The sequence below is a fragment of the Marinobacter gudaonensis genome (assembly GCF_900115175.1).
GTDB classification, from domain to species: domain Bacteria; phylum Pseudomonadota; class Gammaproteobacteria; order Pseudomonadales; family Oleiphilaceae; genus Marinobacter; species Marinobacter gudaonensis.
The window spans coordinates 154,826-179,013 of the sequence record NZ_FOYV01000002.1 but is presented as its reverse complement, the minus strand read 5'-3'; the positions used below and the strand labels follow the sequence as shown (position 1 = coordinate 179,013).

The 24,188-nt window shown below is 60.6% G+C and carries 22 protein-coding genes; 16 read left to right on the top strand and 6 right to left on the bottom strand.

All coding sequences use genetic code 11. From position 1 onward, the window contains the following. Position 1 precedes the first annotated feature (1 nt). The gene (ung, locus tag BM344_RS13940) at positions 2-736 is read left to right on the top strand and encodes a uracil-DNA glycosylase (RefSeq protein ID WP_091991547.1); all 735 of its coding nucleotides are present in this window, start codon (positions 2-4) and stop codon (positions 734-736) included. Positions 737-900: 164 nt separating this feature from the next. On the opposite strand, the gene BM344_RS13935 is transcribed toward ung, so the two are convergent. From BM344_RS13935 to nadB, 5 genes are all read right to left on the bottom strand, one after another. Then, positions 901-1,734 carry an HDOD domain-containing protein gene (locus BM344_RS13935; RefSeq protein ID WP_091991545.1) on the bottom strand — a complete coding sequence of 278 codons (834 nt, stop codon included), beginning with the start codon at positions 1,732-1,734 and terminating at the stop codon, positions 901-903. Between the two features lie 125 nt (positions 1,735-1,859). Further along, complete coding sequence (gene ygfZ / locus BM344_RS13930) at positions 1,860-2,852, bottom strand: CAF17-like 4Fe-4S cluster assembly/insertion protein YgfZ (RefSeq protein WP_091991544.1); 993 nt, start codon at positions 2,850-2,852, stop codon at positions 1,860-1,862. Positions 2,853-2,873: 21 nt separating this feature from the next. Then, a complete protein-coding gene (locus BM344_RS13925; protein ID WP_091991541.1) occupies positions 2,874-3,338 on the bottom strand; it encodes a hypothetical protein in 465 nt (154 codons plus the stop codon). After that, complete coding sequence (locus tag BM344_RS13920; protein WP_091991539.1) at positions 3,322-3,594, bottom strand: FAD assembly factor SdhE; 273 nt, start codon at positions 3,592-3,594, stop codon at positions 3,322-3,324. The genes BM344_RS13925 and BM344_RS13920 overlap by 17 nt, the downstream gene beginning before the upstream one ends. Before the next feature lie 40 nt (positions 3,595-3,634). Continuing rightward, positions 3,635-5,239 (bottom strand): L-aspartate oxidase, encoded by a 1,605-nt coding sequence (gene nadB, locus BM344_RS13915; RefSeq protein ID WP_208603439.1) that lies wholly within the window; start codon positions 5,237-5,239, stop codon positions 3,635-3,637. Positions 5,240-5,374: 135 nt separating this feature from the next. Here nadB and rpoE point away from each other — a divergent pair, with 135 nt between their 5' ends. The 13 genes from rpoE (at position 5,375) to pdxJ (ending at position 18,769) form a co-directional block, all read left to right on the top strand. Then, entirely contained in the window at positions 5,375-6,061 is a 687-nt protein-coding gene (rpoE, locus tag BM344_RS13910) for an RNA polymerase sigma factor RpoE (protein WP_091991535.1), read from the top strand. 15 nt (positions 6,062-6,076) lie between these two features. After that, positions 6,077-6,637: a sigma-E factor negative regulatory protein gene (locus BM344_RS13905; RefSeq protein ID WP_091991533.1), complete on the top strand. Its 561-nt coding sequence runs from the start codon at positions 6,077-6,079 to the stop codon at positions 6,635-6,637. Between the two features lie 24 nt (positions 6,638-6,661). Further along, entirely contained in the window at positions 6,662-7,669 is a 1,008-nt protein-coding gene (locus BM344_RS13900; protein WP_407656862.1) for a MucB/RseB C-terminal domain-containing protein, read from the top strand. Further along, positions 7,666-8,115, top strand: a complete 450-nt coding sequence (locus BM344_RS13895) for a SoxR reducing system RseC family protein (protein WP_091991531.1) — start codon at positions 7,666-7,668, stop codon at positions 8,113-8,115. The genes BM344_RS13900 and BM344_RS13895 overlap by 4 nt, the downstream gene beginning before the upstream one ends. Positions 8,116-8,256: 141 nt before the next feature. Then, positions 8,257-9,675, top strand: a complete 1,419-nt coding sequence (locus BM344_RS13890) for a DegQ family serine endoprotease (RefSeq protein WP_091991902.1) — start codon at positions 8,257-8,259, stop codon at positions 9,673-9,675. A gap of 149 nt (positions 9,676-9,824) precedes the next feature. After that, positions 9,825-12,551 (top strand): bifunctional diguanylate cyclase/phosphodiesterase, encoded by a 2,727-nt coding sequence (locus BM344_RS13885; RefSeq protein ID WP_091991900.1) that lies wholly within the window; start codon positions 9,825-9,827, stop codon positions 12,549-12,551. 105 nt (positions 12,552-12,656) lie between these two features. Further along, a complete protein-coding gene (gene lepA, locus BM344_RS13880) occupies positions 12,657-14,459 on the top strand; it encodes a translation elongation factor 4 (protein WP_091991529.1) in 1,803 nt (600 codons plus the stop codon). A 12-nt stretch (positions 14,460-14,471) separates the two neighbouring features. Beyond that, positions 14,472-15,275: a signal peptidase I gene (lepB, locus tag BM344_RS13875; protein ID WP_091991527.1), complete on the top strand. Its 804-nt coding sequence runs from the start codon at positions 14,472-14,474 to the stop codon at positions 15,273-15,275. A 26-nt stretch (positions 15,276-15,301) separates the two neighbouring features. Beyond that, positions 15,302-15,691, top strand: coding sequence for a DUF4845 domain-containing protein (locus BM344_RS13870; protein WP_091991525.1), 390 nt, complete (start codon positions 15,302-15,304; stop codon positions 15,689-15,691). After that, the gene (rnc, locus tag BM344_RS13865) at positions 15,688-16,377 is read left to right on the top strand and encodes a ribonuclease III (protein WP_091991523.1); all 690 of its coding nucleotides are present in this window, start codon (positions 15,688-15,690) and stop codon (positions 16,375-16,377) included. The genes BM344_RS13870 and rnc overlap by 4 nt, the downstream gene beginning before the upstream one ends. After that, positions 16,377-17,294 carry a GTPase Era gene (gene era, locus BM344_RS13860; protein WP_091991520.1) on the top strand — a complete coding sequence of 306 codons (918 nt, stop codon included), beginning with the start codon at positions 16,377-16,379 and terminating at the stop codon, positions 17,292-17,294. Before rnc ends, era begins: the two co-directional genes overlap by 1 nt. A gap of 16 nt (positions 17,295-17,310) precedes the next feature. Continuing rightward, complete coding sequence (gene recO / locus BM344_RS13855; RefSeq protein ID WP_091991898.1) at positions 17,311-18,039, top strand: DNA repair protein RecO; 729 nt, start codon at positions 17,311-17,313, stop codon at positions 18,037-18,039. After that, entirely contained in the window at positions 18,029-18,769 is a 741-nt protein-coding gene (gene pdxJ, locus BM344_RS13850; protein ID WP_091991518.1) for a pyridoxine 5'-phosphate synthase, read from the top strand. Before recO ends, pdxJ begins: the two co-directional genes overlap by 11 nt. Before the next feature lie 16 nt (positions 18,770-18,785). Here pdxJ and BM344_RS13845 read toward each other — a convergent pair whose 3' ends face one another. Continuing rightward, positions 18,786-21,662 (bottom strand): ATP-binding protein, encoded by a 2,877-nt coding sequence (locus BM344_RS13845; RefSeq protein ID WP_091991516.1) that lies wholly within the window; start codon positions 21,660-21,662, stop codon positions 18,786-18,788. A gap of 222 nt (positions 21,663-21,884) precedes the next feature. Between BM344_RS13845 and cysM the strand changes: the two genes are divergently transcribed. After that, the gene (gene cysM / locus BM344_RS13840) at positions 21,885-22,778 is read left to right on the top strand and encodes a cysteine synthase CysM (RefSeq protein ID WP_091991514.1); all 894 of its coding nucleotides are present in this window, start codon (positions 21,885-21,887) and stop codon (positions 22,776-22,778) included. A 22-nt stretch (positions 22,779-22,800) separates the two neighbouring features. Continuing rightward, entirely contained in the window at positions 22,801-24,150 is a 1,350-nt protein-coding gene (gene rlmD / locus BM344_RS13835; RefSeq protein ID WP_091991512.1) for a 23S rRNA (uracil(1939)-C(5))-methyltransferase RlmD, read from the top strand. Positions 24,151-24,188 lie beyond the last annotated feature (38 nt).

Sequence of the window (24,188 nt, the reverse complement as noted above, 5' to 3'; positions counted from 1 at the left end):
CATGAGCCCGGTTGAGGTACTGGCCAGCCAGCTCAGGCCCGACCGGGGCTGGAAAGAACACCTCGAAGACGAGTTCCGCCAGCCCTACATGCAGGGCCTGGCGGATTTCCTGGCCGCCGAGGAACAGGCCGGCAAGGTCCTGTTTCCCGCCAGCCAGCACTGCTTCAACGCCCTCAACAGCACCCCGCTCGACAAAGTACGAGTGGTCATACTCGGCCAGGACCCCTACCACGGCCCAGGCCAGGCCCACGGTCTGTGCTTCTCCGTGCGCCCGAACGTGGCCGTTCCTCCCTCGCTGGTGAACATCTTCAAGGAAATCCAGGACGACCTGGGTATAGCGCCCCCCGACCACGGCTGCCTGCAACCCTGGGCCGAGCAGGGCGTGCTCCTCCTTAACAGCGTTCTTACTGTCGTCCAGGGTCAGGCCGGCGCCCATCAGGGCAAGGGCTGGGAAACGTTCACCGACAAAGTCATCGAAACCGTCAACCGGGAGCGCGAGGGGGTTGTCTTCCTGCTCTGGGGCAGCTACGCCAAAAAGAAAGGCCAGCACATCGACCGCCGCAAACACCTGGTGCTCGACGGCCCACACCCGTCACCCCTGAGCGCCTACCGGGGCTTCTTTGGTTGCCGGCACTTCTCAAAAGCAAACGACTGGTTGCAACAGCAGGGTAGGCCCACTGTTAACTGGGCGTTGCCAAGCAAAGCTGAGCTGATCGAAAGATACAAGAAGAGTTGAAAGGGTGGGGAAGAAGTGCCCTTCCGAGGTTTGATCGGTGTGGGGGCGGTGAGTCTTTCCCGACAGGAAAAGGTGTCTGAGCGCAGCGAGTTCTTTTCCCGAGGGAAAGACTCACCGCCCCCGCGCCAGCCGCCGAAAAGCGAGGGGGCAAGAAGTACTGGGGATTACTGAAGCAGCGCCATAGCCGCTTCCATCTGGGCGTTCAGATCTTCTTCCTCGCTCATGTCGATATTCGGATCCAACCCAAGACGATCAAACGCCGAGATCTTCGTCCAGTCCATCTCTGTCCACGGATGCTCCGAGCCTGCCACCAGTTGCAGATTGGCCACCATGACCAGATCCGCGTAATCGGCCGCTGGCACCTGCCGCTGGAGGTTGGCGTACTCCAGAGGCACGTTCTGAAGCTCCTTCGGGAAATCCCATTTCTTGAGAATGGTCGCGCCAATCTTCGGATGCAGCTCATCCACCACGTTATCCAGCATGATGCTGCTGATCTGGATGTCCTGGTCTTCCACATAGCGCAGAATCGGCAGCACCCCGATCAGGTGCACCAGCCCCGCCAGTGTCGCCTGGTCCGGCTTCAGCTTGGTGTAATGCTGGGCAAGCACGTGGCACACGCCGGCCACTTCGGTGCTGGTCTGCCAGGTGGCGCGCATGCGCTTGTCGATCATGTCCGAAGTGGCCTGAAACATCTGTTCCATCGCCAGGCCCATGGCCAGGTTGCTGGTGTAGGCCATACCCAGACGGCTTACCGCCATGTTCAGGTTCTCGATGGCCCGGCTGCCGCGAAAAAGGGGGCTGTTGGTCACCCGGATGATGCGCGCTGACAGCGCGGTATCGTTACTGATCACCTTCACCAGATCGGCAATCGATGAGTCGTCCGACTGGGCAATGTCCCTTACCTGTAGGGCCACTTCCGGAAGGGTGGGCAGCACCAGCTTGTCGGCTTCGATGGCGGCGGTGAGATCGGCTTTGATGGTTTCGACAATATTCGACATGGTCACTTGAGGTCCGCGTTTGGGTTCCGTGCAATGGCCGGACTGCGGCGGCCATTCGCCCGATAATCAAATATGTGAGCTACTTTATAGCAAAATAGCAAATTCTGGGCTCTTTGCCTGTCAACTTATGTATCTGATTGTGCGCTTTTTTCCCTTTCCGGCACCGGGTAGGGCAGCGGCATGGGGCGCAGGGTAATCTCCGGCTGTGCCTCCGGGTGCAGAGATTCCTCCGCCGAGTCATGCCGGACAACGGCCAGAAGCTCGCAACTGCCATCAGTATAGACAATTGACGTAACCACCTCGCCCACGGCCCGTTCGGCGGTTCTGAGCGCGCTTCCCGGTTCGGGAGCGGAGGTGCCCTCCATCCGGAAGCGGAAGAGACTCTTTTTGAGCTGACCGAGAAAATGCATGCGGGCGATCACCTCCTGCCCGGTGTAGCAGCCTTTCTTGAAGTGGACACCGCCGACATGCTGCCAGTTGAGCATCTGGGGCACGAAGGATTCCCGGGTTGCGGGCGTAAGCCTGGCCACCCCGGCGGCAATCTCCGAAGCCTGCCAGTCGGCGGCAGGTATGCGCAGCTCCGGCGTCAGGGCGGGCGCATCAGCACCGGTTTGCCAGAACTCGAAACGGGGACAGCCTTCGGCGGTCGGCTCAGACCGGATCAGGATGCCATTGTCCAGGGTGACGGAGTCACCGGGCTTGACCAGTTGGTCGAACTGATCGCCGGCGAGCGACTGAGGCAACGGGTTGCCGAGTATGCCGACAATGCGAATGTCGGCGGCTGCCTCCATACTGGTGCCTCGGAACAGCATCAGGTATTTGCGCAGATGCACGATATCGTCGTCTGCCAGATCGGCCGGAAAATCCATCAACACATCGGCGTCGGTTCGCACCATGCGGGTCAGGCAGTAGGCGCGACCCTTGGGGGTTGCGGCAGCGGCCCGTGGCGATCGACCTTCAACCACTTCGTTCAGGCTCTGGCTGAACTGCCCTTGCAGGAACTTGTCAGTGCCGGGTCCGCTGACCCGCACCACAACCCGGTCCTCGAGGAATGTCCAGCCGTGATCGGGCAGGGGAGAGTCGGCAACAGTGGGTGCCAGTGGGTCTGTGTCGGACATGGCGTGCTCCAGATTATGAAATCAGTTCGATGCTGGTCCCTGCGTACCCAGCCTCAGCCACATCCTGAGGCGACGGAAATCCGCTTCCGGGGCGTTGCCCGGGCAGCCCGGGCCGGAGGAAACAATAACGGCACTGTACGCTTGGAATCTGGTGCCGACCGGCCGGAGTTTCAAGAGTGCCAGGCGCGACCACAGGCGACTGGATGGCGCCGGGCGCACCGGTATCCGCCGGTGGTCACCGGTAACCACGTACAGTTGGCCCTGATCGACCAGCAATCCGGTCACTGATCGTTTCGTCAGCAAGGCGCCGCTGCACCGATATTGCAACACGGCACCGGCAAGGACGATAGGGACGGCGGTCAGAAGCCAGGGCTTGCCCTTCAGGGAGCCAATCAACAGGAAAACCAGCAGCACCAGCCAGGGAAGGCCTGCAATGACTCCTGCCAGCCGGGAGGGGGAAAGGCTCAGTTCAATCCGGCTGGACACGGCTGAGAATCAGATCAACCATACGTTGCAGGTCCGGGTCCTCGGGCCGACTTCGCTGCATGAACCACTCGAACATGTCGGTGTCCTCGCAGCTAAGCAGCTTCCGGTAGCGGGCCTGGTCTTCCGGGGCCAGTTCACGGTAGGCCTGCTCCACAAAGGGAATCAGCAGGACGTCCAGCTCCAGCATGCCGCGACGACTGTGCCACCACAGGCGGTTGAACTCGGAGTTGTCGGAAGGTGCAGTGGTTTCTGACATAGTCTTTACCATCGGATGGAATAAGTGGATCGGCACCGGTTCACGGTGAGAGAGTACGGTAGGTTGTCGGTACCAGTACGGTATCCCGCGCCTCATTTAGCAGTCCGGGATAGTCCAGCGTGTAGTGAAGACCCCGGCTCTCTCGCCGTTGCAGCGCTGAACAGATGATCAGGTCCGAGACCGTGACCAGGTTGCGAAGTTCCAGCAGGTCGTTGGTGACCCGGTAATTACTGTAGAACTCGCCGATTTCGGCCGACAGCAGATCGACCCGGTGCTTGGCCCGCTGCAGGCGCTTGGTGGTTCGCACAATGCCAACATAATCCCACATGAAGTGGCGCAGCTCGTCCCAGTTGTGGGAAATGACCACGTCTTCATCAGAGTCCCGGACCTGGCTTTCGTCCCAGTCCGGCGCCTGCGGGGGCGATGGAATGTCCGCCTCCCGGCGCGCAATGTCGGCGGCGGCAGCACGACCGTACACCAGGCATTCCAGCAGCGAGTTGCTGGCCATGCGGTTGGCGCCGTGCAGCCCGGTAAACGCTGCTTCGCCCACCACGTACAACTGGTTGATGTCGGTGCGGGCGCGCTCGTCACTCATGATGCCCCCGCAGGTATAGTGGGCCGCGGGAACCACGGGAATCGGCTCCCGGGTGATGTCGATGCCGAACCCTAGGCACTTCTCGTAGATGGTCGGGAAGTGGTGCTTGATGAAGTCCGCCGGCTTGTGGCTGATATCCAGCAGCAGGTGATCGGCACCCAGGCGTTTCATTTCATGGTCAATGGCCCGGGCCACGATGTCACGGGGCGCCAGTTCACCCCGCTCGTCAAACCGATCCATGAAGCGGGAACCATCCGGAAGTTTCAACAGGCCACCCTCGCCCCTCACTGCCTCGGTGATCAGGAATGATTTGGCGTGCGGGTGATACAGGCAGGTGGGGTGGAACTGGTTAAACTCCATATTGGCAACCCGGCAGCCAGCTCGCCATGCCATGGCAATGCCGTCGCCGGAAGCGCCGTCCGGATTGGTGGTGTAGCGATAGGCTTTGGAAGCACCGCCGGTGGCGATCACCGTAAACCTGGCGCGGAACAGCTCTACATGATTGTCTTTCAGATTAAGGATGTAGGCGCCCACACAGCGATTCCCGGGTAGCGCCAGCTTTCGGTTGGTGATCAGGTCTACGGCAACGCGCCCGGACATCAGTTCAATGTTGGGCCTGGCCTGGGCCTGGCTGGTCAGTGTGGTGGACACTGCGTGTCCGGTGGCGTCGGCGGCGTGGATAATGCGTCGATGGCTGTGGCCGCCTTCCCGGGTAAGGTGGTACTGGGCATCGTCGTCGCGGGTGAAATCCACGCCCGAATCGATCAGCCAGTCAATGCTTTCCCGACCGTGTTCCACGGTAAAACGCACAGCATCCTCGTGACACAGGCCGGCGCCGGCGTTCAGGGTGTCGGTAATGTGGTTTTCGGTGGAGTCCTGGTCGTCCAGTACCGCCGCAATGCCGCCCTGGGCCCACAGGGTGGCGCCACTGCTGATATCGGCCTTGCTCACTACGCAAACGCGCAGATGCTCCGGCAGATTCAGCGCGACGGTCAGGCCGGCAGCTCCGCTGCCGATAATGAGAACATCGTATTCGAAGGACTGTGGCATCGGGTCGTTATCGCGGGCCATAATGTGGACGTGTATTGAACTAAACTTTACGCGTGCTGTCTATTTGGCCTGACGGGGCAGGCCGCCGGAAAAGGTGGTTGACCCCACTCAATGAACGGAGGCCGGACAGCCGCAATGATCGAGAAACACCTGGTACAGGCCGGACAGTTGGCCATCAAATCCGAACTTCCCGGCAACCGGTCCATGACTGCTGATACAGATAAGGTACAAGGCGAACATCCCGAGAGCCAGACGGACCTGCAACTGGTTCGCAAGGTACGCAATGGCGATCGCGCTGCGTTCGACCTGCTGGTGGTCAAGTACCAGTCGCGGGTTGCTTCCATCATCAGCCGCTACGTTTACGATAGCCAGGAAGTCATGGATCTGACCCAGGAAACCTTCGTCAAGGCGTACCGCGCCATTGATCGTTTTCGGGGCGACAGCGCCTTCTATACCTGGCTGTATCGCATTGCCGTAAACACCGCCAAGAACTTCCTCGAGGCGCGCGGGCGGCGACCGCAGGGAAGCGCGGACTCGTCGGAGGCGGAAAACTTTGATGAGGGTTCCCGGTTGCGGGATACCGCCTCGCCCGAACGCCTGCTTCAGAGGGAGCAGCTCCAGAAGGAACTGAACAGGGCTATTGCGCAGTTGCCGGAAGAACTCCGGTCGGCGTTCCTGCTCAGGGAATACGATGGTCTCAGCTATGAGGACATCGCCGGCATACTCGAGTGTCCGATAGGAACCGTTCGCTCTCGAATTTTCAGGGCCCGGGACGCGGTAGACCGCCACCTTGGCCCCTTGCTTAATCATTCGGTGACGTAATTGAGGTTGCATCCCATGGATGATCGTCTCAGAGAAACACTGTCTGCCATGATGGACGACGAGGCTGATGAACTGTCAGTTCGCCGCTTGTTGTCCCATGACCGCCAGGACGAGGTGCGTACGCAGTGGCAACGCTGGCAGGATGTGCGCGATCTCATGCACGATACGCAGGTGCCTGTCGATCGCCTTGACATCAGCAAAGGGGTTCGGGAGGTTCTGGGAGGTCGCCAGTCGGACCTGGATCGCTCCGGGGCGGCTGCTGTTAATGCATCGACAAGACGCTGGCACTGGCCTGCCGTTGCCATGGTAGCCATGGCCCTGCTTGTGGGGTTTGGTGCCGGGGCCGGCTGGGATTCCTCCGCGACCGGATCGGTTCAGCCGGTGACTGCGGCCACTACCGACGCTGCCGCGCCAGAAGCGCCGGTTCCGGAAATCGCCCTGCAGGGTCTGGACGAGGAACAGTGGCAACAGATGAGCCGGTACCTGCTGGAACACGCGCAACACAACAGCGTCGGGGCTGGTCGCGGGGCGGTTGGCTATGCCCGACTGGTCAGTGCCAACGGCGGCGGATACTGAGTTCCCGGAGCGACAGAGAGTCCTATGTACACACCAACCGCCCATCGAAATTTCTGGTCAATGGCACTGCTCATTGTGTTGACGACCGTCGCTGTGCCGGTTTTCTCCGATGAACAGGAGGCCTCTGACTGGCTGAAGCGGCTGGGTCCGGCACTGAACATGACCTCCTATCAGGGCGTATTCGTCTACGCCCGCGGAGACAGTGTTCACTCCATGCAGATTGCCCACCGCTACCACAATGGTGTGGTGGAAGAACGGCTCGTGCTCCAGGATGGCGGTAACGGTGAGATTGTCCGCAAGGGCATGAACGTGGTGTGTGTACTTCCGGAGCGCGGTCGCGTGAAGCTCGACCAGGTGATTCCGTCAGGGCCCTTCGCAGAGGCGTTTACCAGCCAACTGGTTCCGGTCAGTCGCTGGTATCGGGCAGAGATGAAGGGAGAGGACCGGGTCGCTGGCTATGACGTGGTTTCGGTGGCCCTGAGTGCCCGGGATGCGTACCGCTACAGCCACCGTCTTTGGCTGGAGAAAACCACCGGTCTGCTGGTCAAGAGCCAGGTTCGTAACGCCGATGGCGAGGTTCTGGAGCACTTTCAGTTCACTAGCCTGAGAATCGGGAATGACATTCCGGACAGTGAGTTCGAGATTCGTACCGAGGGTCGCGAAATAGCGACCACCCTGGACGCCGGGAAGCCCGAGGTCTCCCAGGTCGGCCAGATGGACGGCTGGCACCTCGGTTGGCGACCGGACGGTTTCATGCCCGCAGCTGCACCTCGCTCGGGTAAGGGGCAAGCCGTGGCCTTTTCCGACGGGCTGGCCGCCTTCTCGGTGTTTGTCGAACCGGCGGGTCAGGTGGACATGCCTACTGGTGCCTCATTGATCGGAGCAACGACGGTATACATGCACCAGGTGAATAAAAGTGGCAGTGCGTTCCTGGTGACTGTGGTCGGTGAATTGCCGCCTCACACCGCGCGGCAGGTGGCCGAATCGGTTCGCATCGAGAACGCCGTCGCTGCCCGATCGGAGAGCCCATGATCACGGAAACCGGAAAGGTCATTGCCGAGAAAGGGGAGTGTGTCTGGGTTCAGACCATCCGTGCCAGTGCCTGCCAGAGCTGTGCCGCCCGCAGCGGCTGCGGGCAGCGCGTGCTCGCCTCGGCTACCGGTGGGCGGGCAAACCAGATTCTCGTGCCCAACTCGATCAATGCCCGGGTTGGCGATGAAGTAACCATCGGTATCGATGAGCGTGCCCTTCTGGGCGCCTCTCTGCTGGTCTACGCACTGCCACTCCTGTTGATGGTGGTGGCCAGTGTTCTGGGTCACCGCCTCAGCGGTGGCCAGGATGTACCGGCGATGATGGCCGCGGTCGTGGGCCTCGCCGCCGGCTTCTGGGGAGGACGTAAACTGCAAAGTCGGGTCGGCAGTCACTACGAGCCCCGTCTGGTTCGTGTGAACCGTATTACCTCCGCGAACTGTCCCTGAACCCTACGGTTTTTTAAGTTGAAAATTCCCTGGGTGATCCCAAAAACTACCGTCAGCGATGACAAAGAACTGGAGTTTATGATGTCAAGCAGAGCACACGTTGTTGAGCTGCCCTGGAATGCCCAGCCGCAGACCAGGACCATGGCTATGATGCTGGTTCTGAGCTTCCTGTTGCTGGTGGCCTGGAGTCAGCCGGGCTCCGCGAGAAGCCTTCCCGACTTTACCGAGCTGGTGGAGGAAAATGCCGGCGCGGTCGTGAATATCAGTACGACGACCGCCCCGAGAGCCAACACCTCGGGTAACCGGGGCATGCCTTTTGATGAGCGTCAGCTGGAGCAGCTCCCTGAGTTTTTCCAGGATTTCTTCCGCGGGCCCCAGTCGCCCTTTGGGGGCGGCCCCGGTCAGTCGCAGCCGCGCCGCTCCATGGGCTCCGGGTTCATTGTGTCCTCGGACGGCTACGTGCTGACCAACAATCACGTTGTGGAAGGTGCTGACGAGATCATCGTGCGCCTTAACGATCGTAGGGAGCTTCCCGCCACGCTGGTTGGTACTGACCCGCGCTCCGACATGGCCGTCCTGAAGATCGAGAACGGGGAAGACCTTCCGGTAGTCCAGATCGGGAAGTCTGAAGACCTGAAAGTTGGCGAATGGGTGTTTGCCATTGGGTCACCGTTCGGATTCGACTACACGGTAACGGCCGGTATCGTCAGCGCCCTCGGTCGGTCCCTGCCGTCTGAGAACTACGTTCCGTTCATCCAGACCGATGTTGCAATCAATCCGGGCAACTCGGGCGGGCCGCTGTTCAACCTGGACGGCGAGGTGGTTGGCATCAACTCCCAGATCTACACCCGCTCTGGCGGCTTCATGGGCGTGTCTTTCGCCATTCCTATCGACGACGCCATGAACGTGTTCCGCCAGATCCGGGACAAGGGCTCCGTTTCCCGGGGCTGGTTGGGTGTACTGATCCAGGAAGTCAATCGCGACCTGGCGGAATCCTTTGGCCTCAGCCGGCCGCGGGGTGCTCTGATTGCCGAGGTGATGGCGGATTCCCCGGCCCAGGCGGCTGGTTTGCAGGCCGGTGACATTGTTCTCAGCTACGACGGAGAGGAAGTCGAGCTGTCCTCCGATCTGCCGCCCATGGTGGGCCGGACGCCGGTCGGCGAGACAGCCAACCTGACGGTGCTGCGTGGTGGCAAGGAAATGGAGCTGCAGGTCGAGATCGGCCGTTTGCCGGAACAGGGCAGCCAACAGGCGTCTGCGCCCGCCGGTGACAGCAGCGGTCCCGCCTCTGCACCTCTGGGTATGACGGTAGAGCCGCTGCCTTCCAAGCTGGCCGAATCCCTCGGGGTTGAAAGCGGGGTGCTGGTCAATAATGTGGCCCGCGGCCCGGCCGCCGAGGCAGGCATTCGTCCGCGCGATGTAATCACCGAGATCAACCGCCAGAACGTGTCCTCGGTTGATGAGTTCCGGGAGGTGGTTCGCGGGTTGCCCGAGGGCAAGGCGGTGTCGGTCCGGATTGTCCGGGAGGGCCGTGCTCTGTATCTGGTGATGAAACCCTGACTGGCTGATCCCGAAGGAACCTGATTAGCAGCCCGTTTAACCAACGGGTGTTCGAGCCCCCGGGGGTGTCCGCGAGGACATCCCCGGGGGCTTTTGTTATACTCAGCCGGTTAAAAGAAGAATGAATGGCCAGGGAACGGACCAGAACCATGATGAACCGACAGGAAATTTCCCTCCGAAAACTTCTGGAATTCCGTCACGCCTGGGTGGCCTGGCTCGTTTTCCTGGTGTCCATCGGGGTGACCGTGCTGCTCTGGCAGGTGTCGATACGCCTGGTGGAGGATCGCACCGAAGCCCGGTTTCGCACCCAGTCCCTGCAGCTGAAATCCGCCATCGAGGAGCGTCTGCTGAACTATGAGCAGGTGCTGGCGGGTAGTGCCGGCCTGTTTGCGGTCGCCGGCGAGGTTTCCCGGGATCAGTGGCGAGAGTACGTCGACAAGGTCGATATCAACCGTTATTACCCCGGCATTCAGGGTATCGGTTATGTCCGTCGGATTGGTGTCCGACAGATGGCAGATCACATTTCATCGGTCCGGATGGAGGGTGTACACAATTACCTGGTGAATCCGCTCGGCTCCGGTCCTTACTACTACCCGATGGTCTACCTTGAGCCGGGCACCGAACGGAATCGACGTGCGCTCGGCTACAATGCCTTCAGCGATCCCATCCATCGTCGCGCCATGGAGCGGGCCCGGGATGAAGCAGTGCCCACAGTAACGGCAAAGGTGGTCCTGGTGCAGGAGGAGCTTGCCGAGGATCAGGCCAGCTTCCTGATGTACTACCCGGTGTTCCAGGGGGGCGACATTCCCGAGATCCGGGCCGAGCGACGGATGATGCTGGCCGGGTATGTGTTCAGTGCCTTCCGCATGAACAACCTGATCGACGGCATTGTGGGCCTGATTTCCCCGTTTCTGGACGTTCGCATCTACGATGCCGGTGTGGTCGCCCGGCAAAACCTGATGTACGGCTCCAACCTGGGCTCACTCGACAACGAGTTCAGCTTCGAGATGAGCCAGACAATCAGCCACGGGGGGCGGGAGTGGCTGTTGCAGACCCGTTCCACCCCCGCATTCGATTTCCTCGCCTCGGATCCTCGGCCGCCCATTGTGCTGGGGAGTGGGCTGGTGATCAGTGTTCTTCTGTGCCTGTTCGTGCTGGCGCTCATTCGTTCACGGCTGATGGCGCAGGTGAGCGCCGGGCGGTACCGGGCCATCACCGAAGGCGCCGCCAATGTCACCCTGGTGATGGACCGGGATGGGCAGCCCCTCTACGCCAGCCCGTCCAGTCTCGACATTCTCGGTTTCGAGCCGGACGAGGTGCAGGCGCTGGACTTCGAGCAGTTGGTTCACGGAGACGACTGGTCGCAGCTGCAGAAGGGTTTCGATGAATCCCTGGCCGCCCCTGGCAAGCAGATGCCGGTGACTCGCACCCGGATAAGGGACGCGGAAGGGCATTGGCGGGATATGGAAGGCACCTTCACTGCCATGCTCTCGGTGCCCGGGGTAAACGGTGTGGTGCTGAGCTTGCGTGATCTCACCCAGCTCAAGGCGGCCCAGTCCGAGCTGCATCGCCTGGCCTTCTATGATCCCCTGACCGGGCTGGCCAACCGGCAGCTGTTCCGCGACCGTCTGGAGCATGTGGTCAGTCGCTGCCGGCGCAGCGGCGAGCCCGCGGCGCTGATGTTCCTGGATCTGGATGGTTTCAAGCGTATCAACGACACCCTCGGCCATGACGCCGGCGATGAGCTTCTGAAGCAGGTGGCCCAGTGGCTCGTTGGTTGTGTCAGGGAAGAGGACTCCGTGGCCCGCCTCGGCGGTGACGAGTTCGTGGTGCTGCTGTCCCGCATCAGCGGCTCTGACGCCGCCGGCAAAGTCGCCGAAAGTATTCTGCGCAGCCTGTGCCAACGGATCCGGCTGAACGATCACGAGGTTGGCATCACCGTCAGTATCGGCATCACCATGCTCCCCCACGACAGTGAAGATGCCGGCACCCTGATGAAGTTCGCCGACCTGGCGATGTATCGGGCAAAGGAGTTGGGACGCAATACCTTCCAGTTCTTCACGCCGGCCATGAATATCAAGGCAGCCCGCCGCCTTTTGCAGCAGGAGGAGCTTGCCAGCGCCCTCGACGGCGAGCGCTTCGTGCTTCATTACCAGCCCAAGGTGGATCTGGTGACCGAGCGTGTAATCGGGGTTGAAGCGTTCCTGCGCTGGCATCATCCGGAGAAGGGGCTGGTGTCGGCCCAACAGTTCATCGGCCTGGCCGAGGAAACCGGCCTGATAGTCCGGCTGGGTGAGCTGGCGCTGCGCCAGGCCTGCATCCAGGTGCAGGCGCTGGAGCGCGCGGGTTTCGAGTCCCTCAGGATGGCGGTGAATCTGTCGGTTCGTCAGCTCACCGATACCGGTTTCCTCGACATGATCCGGCAGGTGATCACTGAAACCGGGGTGGCCCCGGAGCGCCTGGAACTGGAGATGCCGGCCGAGCTGCTGAACGAAGACCCCCGGATGCTTCGGGAACTGCTGGTGTCCCTGCACGACTTGGGGGTGTGCCTGATTCTCGACGATTTTGGTACCGGTTCCTGTTCCCTGGTGGCGCTGCAACAGTTGCCCCTGGATGTGATCAAGATTGATCATCGGTTTATTCGCGATATTCCCTACAACGTCAGTGCCACCGACGTTGCCTCGGCGGTCATCGCCCTGGCCCGCAAGCTCCACCTCACCGTTGTCGCCGAGGGCGTGGAAACGCCGCAGCAGTTGAGCTTCCTCAAAACCCATGGTTGCGCCCAGTGCCAGGGCAATCTGTTCAGCTATCCGCTGGATGAAGATGCCCTCATTGGCTTCCTGATTCGCCAGTACGAGCGGCCGCTCATTTCCTGATCATGGCAATGGCGGCCGGTAACCGGTAAAATCACGCCGTCCCCGGACCGCGGTCGCGGCCCCTCCGGGCTCAATCCTTCGTCTTTTTATGAGTATTCATCGTCTGTGACTGAACTGAGCCGAATCCGTAACTTTTCCATCATTGCCCACATTGACCACGGTAAATCCACACTGGCAGACCGTTTTATCCAGGTCTGTGGCGGCCTGACCGACCGTGAAATGGCCGAGCAGGTGCTGGACTCCATGGATCTTGAGCGGGAGCGCGGGATTACCATCAAGGCCCAGAGTGTCACGTTGAACTACAAGGCCCGAGATGGCCAGGTCTATAAGCTGAACTTCATCGACACCCCGGGACACGTGGACTTCTCCTACGAGGTGTCCCGCTCCCTGTACGCCTGCGAGGGCGCGCTGCTGGTGGTGGATGCCGGTCAGGGCGTTGAAGCCCAGTCGGTGGCCAACTGCTACACGGCGATTGAACAGGGCCTGGAAGTGGTGCCGGTACTGAACAAGATGGACCTGCCCCAGGCCGAGCCGGAGCGCGTGGCCGCGGAGATTGAGGACATTATTGGCATTGAGGCGGGTGACGCGGTGCGCTGCAGTGCCAAGAGCGGCATGGGCGTTGAGGACGTGCTGGAGGACCTGATCCGGAAGATCCCGCCGCCCAAGGGCGATCGCAGTGCTCCGCTGCAGGCGCTGATCATTGATTCCTGGTTCGATAACTACCTGGGGGTAGTGTCTCTGGTTAGGGTTACTGAGGGCTCTCTGAAAAAAGGCGACAAGATTGTCATTAAATCCACCGGCAAGGCCTGGAACGCTGACAAGGTAGGTATCTTCAATCCCAAACCCACCGACACCGATGTCCTCGAAGCTGGCGATGTTGGGTTTGTGGTAGCCGGCATCAAGGACATCCACGGAGCGCCGGTGGGCGATACCATCGTGCACCAGAAATTTGCCGAACAGACGCCCATGCTGCCGGGTTTCAAGAAGGTCAAGCCACAGGTCTACGCCGGCCTGTTCCCGGTCAGTGCTGACGATTACAACGACTTCCGGGACGCCCTGGAAAAGCTGACACTCAACGACGCGTCCCTGTTCTTCGAGCCGGAAAACTCCGATGCCCTCGGATTTGGTTTTCGCTGCGGCTTCCTGGGCATGCTGCACATGGAAATCATCCAGGAGCGGCTGGAGCGGGAATACGACATTGATCTGATCACCACGGCACCGACGGTGATCTATGAGGTGGTTACCAGGCAGGGTGAGACACTGTCGGTGGACAACCCCTCACGGCTTCCCGATATTGGTTCCATTGAGGAAATGCGCGAGCCGATCGTGGAAGCCAACATCCTGGTGCCCCAGGAGCATATCGGGAACGTGATTGCCCTGTGCGAGGAGAAACGGGGCATCCAGAAGAACATGCACTTCATGTCGACCCAGGTCCAGCTCACCTACGAGCTGCCCATGGCCGAGGTGGTGATGGATTTCTTCGACCGGATCAAGTCGGCCAGTCGGGGTTTTGCCTCGCTCGATTACCACTTTACCCGGTTCCAGACCGCCAATCTGGTGCGGTTGGACGTGCTCATAAACGGCGAGCGGGTAGATGCCCTGGCGCTGATCGTCCACAAGGAACAGGCCCACCACAAGGGGCGTCAGCTGATCGAAAAAATGAAGGAGTTGATCCCCCGGCAGATGTTCGACATTGCGATCCAGGCTGCCATCGGCAACCAGGTGGTATCGCGGGTGACCGTCAAGGCGCTGCGCAAGAACGTGACCGCAAAGTGTTACGGCGGCGATGTCAGCCGCAAGAAGAAACTGCTGCAGAAGCAGAAAGAAGGTAAAAAGCGTATGAAGCAGCTGGGTAACGTTGAGGTGCCTCAGGAAGCGTTTCTTGCCGTATTGAAAGTAGACAAATAAAAGGCTTCCTCGATGGATATCGATTTTCCCCTGGTTCTGGTGGTACTGACCTTTGCAACGGGTCTGATCTGGCTGGCGGACAAGCTGTTTCTGCGTGAACGTCGGATGGCGGCCTACCGCGCCAGTGGTGGCACTGCCGTGGATGCGGGCGAAGGCGCGGAATCCGAGGAGCCCAGGGAACCCTATCTGGTGGATCTCAGCCGGTCATTCTTTCCGGTGCTGGCCATTGTTCTGGTATTGCGATCGTTCCTGGTGGAGCCCTTCCAGATTCCCTCCGGCTCCATGTTGCCGACCCTGGAGGTAGGCGACTTCATCCTGGTGAACAAATACGCCTACGGCCTGAGACTGCCGGTGGTGGGCACCAAGGTGGTTGAAGTTGGCGACCCACAGCGTGGCGACGTCATGGTGTTCAAGTTTCCGGAAGACGGCGAGACCAACTACATCAAGCGGGTCATCGGCCTGCCCGGTGACCGGATCCGCTACCGTGACAAAAAGTTGTATATCAACGGCGAGCTTGTGGAAACCCGGTTCATTGCCCGGTTGCCACCGGTGGAATTGCGCCGGGAAGACCTGGGCCGGGTGGAGCACGATATCTTCCTCACCCTCGGGCAGCCCGGTGGCAGTGGCGAGGGCGAGTGGGTCGTGCCCGAGAACCACTATTTCGTAATGGGTGATAACCGCGACAACAGTAACGACAGCCGCTACTGGGGCACCGTCCCGGACGAGATGGTTGTCGGCAAGGCGTTTGCTATCTGGATGCACTGGAAATCCCTTACCAGTCTGCCATCCTTTGATCGTGTGGGCGGAATCGAGTAACTCGGACTATTCGGAGCGCAGTTGTAATGAAGAAAAACAATCTTTCCGGCCTCGGCCGTCAGCGCGGTGCGTCGGCCCTGACCATGATGGTCATGGTGCTGTTTTTTGGCGGTCTGCTGACCCTGGTGATCAAGCTCGGCCCTGCCTACCTCGATGACATCACCATTCAGGAGGCGCTGGAAAGCCTCGATGGCACAGAGGGGCTCTCGCAGATGGGACCTGCCCAGGTACGCACCCTGATCAACAAACGCCTGAGCGTGAATAACGTGCGTGGCTTTGATGCCAAGAATATCTCCGTTGAGAAAAACGGTGAGTTTGTGGTGATCAAGGTGGACTATGAGGTGCGCAATAACCTGTTCAGCAACGTGGACACGGTGGTCCACTTCAAGCACGAATACGAGATGAAGGGCAAGTGAGTTCGCAACCGGATCTGGATCAGTTACAGCGCCGCATTGGCTATCAGTTCAAATCGCCGGAGCGGCTGCTGCTGGCGCTTACCCATCGCAGTTACGGCAACCAGAACAACGAGCGCCTGGAGTTCCTGGGCGATTCCATCGTAAACATGGTGATTGCCGAGTACCTCTTCCTGCACTTTGAAAAAGCCCGAGAGGGACAACTGAGCCGCCTGCGCGCCCGAATGGTGAAGGGGGTGACACTGGCGGAGATCGGGCGGGAGTTTCAGCTCGGCAATTACCTGCGACTGGGCTCCGGTGAGCTGAAGAGCGGCGGGTATCGCCGGGAATCCATACTGGCCGACGCCGTGGAATCCATCATCGGGGCCATCTACCTGGACAGCGACTTCCATACCTGCCGGGCGCAGGTGTTGCGCTGGTTCGAGCACCGCCTGGAGAAGCTGGATCTGCAGGATACCCAGAAAGACCCGAAAACCCGGCTGCAGGAATACCTTCAGTCCCGACAGTTTCCTCTGCCGCGCTACGATGTGATTTCCGTGGATGGCGAGGCCCACAACCAGACCTTTCACGTGTCCTGTGCGCTCCCGTCCCTGGATCGGAAAACCACCGGCACCGGCAGCAGTCGCCGCGTCGCTGAGCAGCAGGCAGCCCGAAACGCCCTGAAAGAACTGGGCGTGGAGAATCAGTAATGAACGATATCACCCGTCCGGAGAATCCAGACAGCCGCTGCGGTTTTGTGGCCATCGTGGGCCGCCCCAACGTGGGCAAGTCCACGCTGCTGAATCACATTCTCGGTCAGAAGCTCAGCATCACCTCCCGCAAGCCCCAGACCACGCGCCACCAGGTGCTCGGCATCAAGACCGTCGGACCGGTACAGGCCATCTATGTGGACACGCCGGGCATGCACGAGGAGGAGCCACGGGCCCTGAACCGTTATATGAATAAAGCCGCTACCTCGGCATTGATTGATGTGGACGTGGTGGTGTTCGTGGTGGATCAACTGGCCTGGACCACCGCCGATGAACTGGTGCTGGAGAAACTCAGCCGTCTGACCTGCCCGGTGATCCTGGCGGTCAACAAGGTCGACAAGATTGAAAAGCGGGAAAGCCTGCTGCCGCACCTGGACATGCTTTCGAGGAAGCGTGACTTTGCCGAGATCATCCCGCTATCGGCATTGAAAGAGACTAATCTCGAACCGCTGGAAGAAGCGGTGGGCCGCTATCTGCCCGAGAGCATCCACTTCTACCCGGACGATCAGATCACCGATCGAAGCGAACGTTTTCTGGCCTCGGAGATCGTGCGCGAGAAGATCACCCGCCAGTTGGGGGCCGAGTTGCCCTATTCAGTGGCCGTGGAGATCGAGGAATTCAAGCGCCAGGGCAAGACCCTGCACATCTCCGCGCTGATTCTGGTGGAGCGGGAAGGACAGAAGAAAATCATCATCGGTGACAAGGGCGAGCGTATGCGTCGTATTGGCCAGGAGGCGAGGACCGATATGGAGCGGCTGTTTGACAGCAAGGTCATGCTCCGGCTCTGGGTCAAGGTCAAGCGCGGCTGGGCCGACAGTGACCGGGCCCTCAAGAGCCTGGGCATGAACGACCTCTGAGTCGCTGATGGCGCGGATGAAGGAGCCGCCGTCCCAGGAGCCCGCCTATGTTCTGCATCGCCGTCCATGGCGTGAAACCAGTCTGCTGGTGGACGTGTTTACCCTCAACCATGGCCGGATGACGGTGATTGCCCGTGGTGCCAGCAGCGCGAAAAGCCCCCTGAAAGCCCAGTTGCAGCCTTTCCAGCCCCTGATGCTGGACTGGGCCGGTCGGGGCGATCTGAAAACCCTGACCCAGGTGGATGTTCGTCATGGGCCGACGCTGATCCGAACCGTCGCCCTGTACAGTGGCCTCTACCTGAACGAGCTGCTCCAGCGGGTGCTCCCCGTCGCCGATCCGCATCCGACCCTGTTTGCCGCCTACATCGAGGCACTTGAGCAGTTGTCCCAATCCACTGACGTGGAGCCGGTGCTCCGGCATTTCGAACGGGCCTTTGCCAGCGCCCTGGGCTATGACTTTGCCTGGGATCTGGCCACGGATACCGGTCGGCCCGTCGAGCCCGGCGGCCAGTACTGTTATGATCCGGAGCAGGGCATTCTCGCGAACCCTGCACCCGGTGTGCGCCTGCAGAACCTTTCCGGGCAGATGCTCCTGGACCTGGCCGGCGGAGATTTTCAGTCTGACCCCTGCAGACGCACGGCGAAGCGGGTTATGCGTGTTTTGGTGGACTATCTTCTACAGGGGCGGCCCCTTAACAGTCGCAGCCTGTTCATGCACCTTCGGGGAGAATCTGATGAATCCTAGAGTACTGCTTGGCGTCAATATCGATCACGTGGCCACCCTCCGTCAGGCCCGCGGGACCCGGTATCCGGATCCGGTGCAGGCAGCCCTGCTGGCTGAGGAAGCCGGCGCGGATGGCATTACGATCCACCCGAGAGAAGACCGCCGGCATATTCAGGATCGGGACGTCCTGCTGCTCAAGGAAGTGCTGCAGACCAAGATGAATCTGGAGATGGCTGTGACCGATGCCATGCTCGCTTTTGCAGAACAGGTGCGCCCGGAATGCGTATGTCTGGTGCCGGAAAAACGCGAGGAGCTGACCACCGAGGGTGGTCTGGATGTGGACGGCCAGGAATCCCGGGTGGCCAAGGCGTGTGAGCGTCTGGGACGCATTGGCGCCGAGGTGTCCCTGTTTATCGATCCGGACCCGCTGCAGATTGATGCTGCTGTGCGCTGCGGTGCCCCAGTGGTGGAGTTGCACACCGGCGAATACGCCGAGGCTGAAACTCCGGAAGCCGTGGACGCCGCCTTCCGGACCATTGCCGAGGCAGTGGCCTATGCCCGCAAGAAGGGGTTGGTGGTCAACGCCGGCCACGGTTTGCATTACCACAACACCGAACGGGTGGCCGCCATTGCCGGCATCAATGAACTCAATATCGGCCATGCCATCGTTGCCCGGGCGGTATTCACCGGGCTCAAGGATGCGGTCAGGGACATGAAGGCGATCTTGGATCAGGCCCGTAACAGGGCCTGACCGCGCCCGGGGAGGGTCAGCTGGTCTCGGCTGCCTGATGACGCTCGCGGAACAGTTGTTGCCAGTCGGTCTGGTCGCTCCAGATCTGCAGCCGTTCCATGGCGGATAGCAGCTGGTCCTTCTGGTGCTCGAGATCCGCAGCGGAACACTTGATGGCCGTTTCCAGCCGATTGGCCGAGGCCCGCAACTCCGGCACACCGCAGTAACGGGTAGCGCCATGAAGCTTGTGCACGCACTCGAGTAGTTCGTCCATCCGTTCAGCGCTCCATAATTCCGGAATCCGCTCCCGGTCGACGTGCACCTGCTCCAGCAGCATGCTGAACAGTTCCTCGGCCAGATCGGCCTTGCCCGCAGCCAGCTGGATGCTCTCGTCAACACTGACGCAATCCTGCTGAAGCTTTCGCGTGGATGGGCGCAAGGCCCGACGGGTGTCGCGAATTTCCGGTACCTGAATCCGGCCCGTGGTAGCGGCGCCGGGACATACGTAACCGGTGTACTCGTGAATGATGTCGTTCAACTGGCCGCTGCTAATGGGTTTGGCCATATAGCCGTCAAACCCTTGCCGGGTGAGCCGGTCCTGTTCTTCGGCCAGTGCGTGGGCGGTCAACGCGATAATCGGCGTGCGGTGATTGCCGGTGTCCATCTCGCGAAGTCGGGCGGTGGTTTCAACCCCGTCCATACCTGGCATCTGCAAATCCATGAACACCAGATCAAACGGTTTCTGTCGTGCCTTGCTGAGCGCCTCGAACCCACTCGACGCGCCCTCTGCCTCAAGCTGGCAGTCGGTAAGAAGGGTCATTACAAGCTTCAGGTTAGCTTCGTTGTCGTCGACGGCCAGAACCCGTGGCACCGGGCTGCCGGTCAGGCGTTTGCCTGGTACTTCCCGTTCCTCGGGTAGTCGCCCTCCCGTGTTGATGCCGTGCACCAGTAGCAGCAGCTCGTCGTACAGCGCGCCGCGACATACCGGCTTGGTGAGATGCCCACTGGCCAGCCCGGACAGCGGTGTGTCGTGGGTTTCCAGTGTCGGTGTCAGCAGCAGGGTACGGCAGTCTCGCTCGATTTCCAGGGTGCGCACCAGCCCACAGTATTGGCTTGAGTTCAGCAGGTGGCGGGTGATACCGATGATGGCCAGCGCATAGCCGGTCTGACTTTTCTGGGCTTCCTCTATCTGTTCCTGCAGCGCACCCGGTGAGGCTACGCGGTCCACCACCATGCCCCAGTCACGGAGCAGATGTTCCACCGCCAGCCCGGTGGTTTTCTGTTGTTCGAGGTAGATCACCCGTTCGCCCCGCAAGGCGTCTCTGGGGGCAACCGCCTCGCCCGTGCTGGTAAGCTCGGAAGTGAGTGTGAACCAGAACGTGGAGCCCTTGCCAAGTTCGCTTTCCAGACCGATCTTGCCCCCCATCTCTTCCACCAGGCGCTTGGAAATGGCCAGACCAAGACCGGTGCCACCGTATTGTCGGGCCGTGGACGCATCGGCCTGGCTGAAGGCGTTGAACAGCGACTGCTGCTGTGCCCTGGACAGACCGACGCCAGAATCCGAGATGCTCAATCGCAGAGTGACCTGGTTGGACTCGGTATCTTCTTCCTCCAGGCTGGCCCTCAGCACCACTTCGCCTGTCTGGGTGAACTTGATGGCGTTGTTGACCAGGTTGGTGATCACCTGTTTTACCCGAAGCGGGTCGCCCATGATGTTGTCTGGCACATCGTTGTAGACCAGCGGTACGAGATCCAGATTCTTGCTGTGGGCCGCCGGGGCCAGCATCACCATCACCTCCTCGACAATGTCCCGGAGCTGGAAGGGCACCCGATCGAGAATCAGCTTGCCCGCCTCGATCTTCGAGAAGTCGAGAATATCGTTGATGATGGTGAGCAGAATCTCCGACGATTTGCGGATGGTGCTCAGGTGGTCCCGCTGCTGCCGGGGCAGGGGGCTTTTGAGCAACAGCTCGGTGAACCCGATGATACCGTTCAGCGGGGTGCGGATTTCGTGGGACATGTTGGCCAGGAATTCGGATTTGATGCGGCTGGCCTCCAGCGCTTCCTTTCTGGCAAAGTCCAGCTCGATGTTCTGGATCTCGATGGTTTCCAGGGTTTCCCGGAGGTCCTCGGTGGCCTGATCGATGTTCTGCTGCATCTCGGCCTGGGCTTTGCTCAGCTCCTCGGCCATGGCATTGAGGCCGGATTCCAGCTGCTCGAATTCCGGGCCGGCCCCTGTGTAAACCCGGGTGTCCAGTTTACCTTCCTTGAACTTCGCCACTGCCGCGTTCAGTTCGAACACCGGGTTGGTGAACGCACGGCTCAGCCGCAGGGCGATCACCAGGCTGATGAGAACGCCGGCGAGCACCAGCAGCAGTGAGATCAGCAGGGCTTTGTAGGTTTCCTTTTCGGTCCGGATGTGGGACATCTCCACCACCACCCAGCCCAGGGGTTCGCGCAGGCCGGACATGGACTGGCGAGCATCCGGATCCAGCATGTTCTCAATCATCAGATCCTGGAGGAATACCGGCGTGACAAAACGGGTGCTGTCCTGGCGGGAAACCCGTGTGGCCTGTTCCGCGTTCAGTTCACTTGCCTGGATCGTGTCCGAACTGCCCGGGCCGGTGTGCAGCAGGCGCGAGCCATCGCTGCCAAAGAAGGTTATGGAGCGGACATCCTGTTCCTCGAGCAGGGCGTTGGAAAGGCTGCTTAGCAGACTCCGGTTGGCGGTGAACAGGCCGTATTCGGAGCCGGCCGCCAGTTGCCGGGAGAGAGATTCGCCCCGATCCCTGAGCAGGCTCTCGATGTTGTTGACCCAGCTGTAGGTAAAGAAAAGTCCCAGCATCAGCGTGGTCAGCAGGGTGGGAACCAGAGTTACCACCAGAACTTTCTTGCGAATGCCCCAACGTCGCATACGGTGTTCCTGAGTCAATACTTTGCCCCGCAACCGGTGCGGAGTACGTCCCTGTGAAGAATAGTTGATCCGGAGGCGGATAACTGTGGTATCAGTCCCGGCTGCGCCAGATAATGCCGGCGGTTATAGCCGTCGGTCATGGATATAGCGAGAAGCTGTATTGGGAGACCGGCGTCATTACGCGTATCATGCGAAGCCAAAAGTGTACCACAGGGTAATCCTATGCATTTTCCCACCATTGAAGATTTTGTTGGCCATACCCCTCTGGTTCGCCTGCAGCGTCTCCCGGGTGATACCAGCAATGTGATTCTGGCCAAGCTGGAGGGCAATAACCCGGCCGGCTCGGTGAAGGATCGGCCGGCCATCAGCATGATCCAGGAGGCCGAGCGCCGGGGTGAGATCAAGCCCGGCGACACTCTGATTGAAGCGACCAGCGGCAATACCGGTATCGCCCTGGCCATGGCTGCGGCGATCAAGGGTTACAGGATGGTTCTGATCATGCCCGCCAACATGAGCGAGGAGCGCCGGGCGTCCATGCGGGCCTACGGTGCGGAGATTGTCACGGTTACCAAAGAAGAGGGCATGGAGACAGCCCGTGACCTGGCCCTCAAAATGGAAGCCGAAGGTAAGGGCAAGGTACTCGACCAGTTCAGCAACCAGGACAACCCCCTGGCCCACTACCGCACAACGGGCCCGGAGATCTGGGAGCAGACCGGCGGCCGGGTCACCCATTTCGTCAGCTCCATGGGAACCACAGGCACCATCATGGGAGTGTCCAGGTACCTGAAGGAGCGCAATCCTGATATCCGGATTATCGGGCTGCAACCAAAGGAGGGCGCCTCCATCCCCGGCATCCGGCGCTGGCCCGAAGCCTACCTGCCGAAAATCTACGACGCTACCCGGGTCGATCAGGTGCTGGATATCGGCCAGGAAGAGGCTGAGAACACCATGCGCGCCCTGGCCTCTGAAGAGGGAATCTTCTGCGGCGTGTCTTCCGGCGGTTCCATTGCGGCCGCGCTGAAGCTTTCACAGCAGGTTGAAAACGCCATTATCGTGGCCATTATCTGTGACCGTGGCGACCGGTACCTGTCCACCGGCGTGTTCCCCGGCGCCTGAATTCTTTTCAAGAGAACCCAGTATGAGCAGACGACGCAGGAAGGTTCTTCCCAAAGAGCCCGTGCGCTGTGAGATTGAAACCCTGAGCCATGATGGCCGAGGTATCGCCCGCCAGGATGGCAAGACCCAGTTCGTTGACGGTGCCCTCCCCGGGGAAACTGTGATCGCGAAAGTGGTCTCCAGCCGCAGCAAATTTGACGAGCTGCGCACCCTGGAGGTGCTGGAGCCGGCCGCAGATCGCCAGACTCCGCCCTGTGAGTTCGCCGACCTGTGCGGTGGCTGCAGCCTGCAGCACATGAGTGGCGATGCCCAGATCCGGTTCAAGGAAAATACCCTGCGTGAGCATTTTGCCCATTTCGGGGGCATTGAGCCGGAGCAGTGGATTGAGCCGCTGCGTTCGGAAAACAGCCTTGGCTATCGCCGCAAGGCGCGTCTGGGTGTCCGCTACGTCAAGGCCCGTGAATCCGTGCTGGTGGGGTTCCGGGAAAAGCGCAACAGCTTCCTGACCGATATCGACCGCTGCGTGGTCCTGGATCCCCGGATCGGTGAGCGCATCCTGCCACTGCGCAATCTGCTTCATGACCTGGAGGCCTTCAGCCGAATCGCCCAGGTGGAAGTGGCCTGTGGTGACGATGTGGCGGTGATGGTGTTCCGTAATATGGACGAGCTGTCCGCGAGCGATCGCGAGAAGCTGATTGCCTTCGGTCAGGCCCATCAATTGCATATTTACCTGCAGCCGAAGGGCCCTGACACCGTCCACCGGATCTGGCCGGAGTCTGCCGGCCCGCAGGACGAGCGGCTGAGCTACCGGCTGGAGGAGTTCGACCTGACCCTCGCGTTTCATCCCATGGACTTTACCCAGGTCAATGCAGGCATCAACCGGGCCATGGTACACCGGGCTGTGGAATGGCTGGATGTGCAGCCTGATGACCGCGTGCTCGACCTGTTTTGCGGGCTGGGCAATTTCACACTGCCGCTGGCTCGCAAGGGTGGCCAGGTCGTAGGCGTTGAGGGTGACGAGACCATGGTGGTCCGGGGCCGTGAGAACGCGGAACTGAACGGTCTGGAGAATGTCACCTTCCACGGCGCTGACCTGCATGGGGATTTTACCGGGCAGAGCTGGGCGAGGGAGGGATTCGACAAGATCCTGATTGACCCCCCTCGTTCCGGCGCCGAGGACATCTGTAAATACCTGACCGCTTTCGGAGCCAGGCGGATTGTCTACGTTTCCTGCAATCCGGCAACCCTGGCCCGGGACGCTGGGGTTATGGTGCGCAACGGCTACCGGCTGAAACGGGCCGGTGTGATGGATATGTTCCCGCACACCACCCATGTGGAATCGATTGCACTGTTTGAGCGCGACGCTGTCTGACGGGCTTGCTGAGAGGATAACGGCCAGTCAGGGATGGC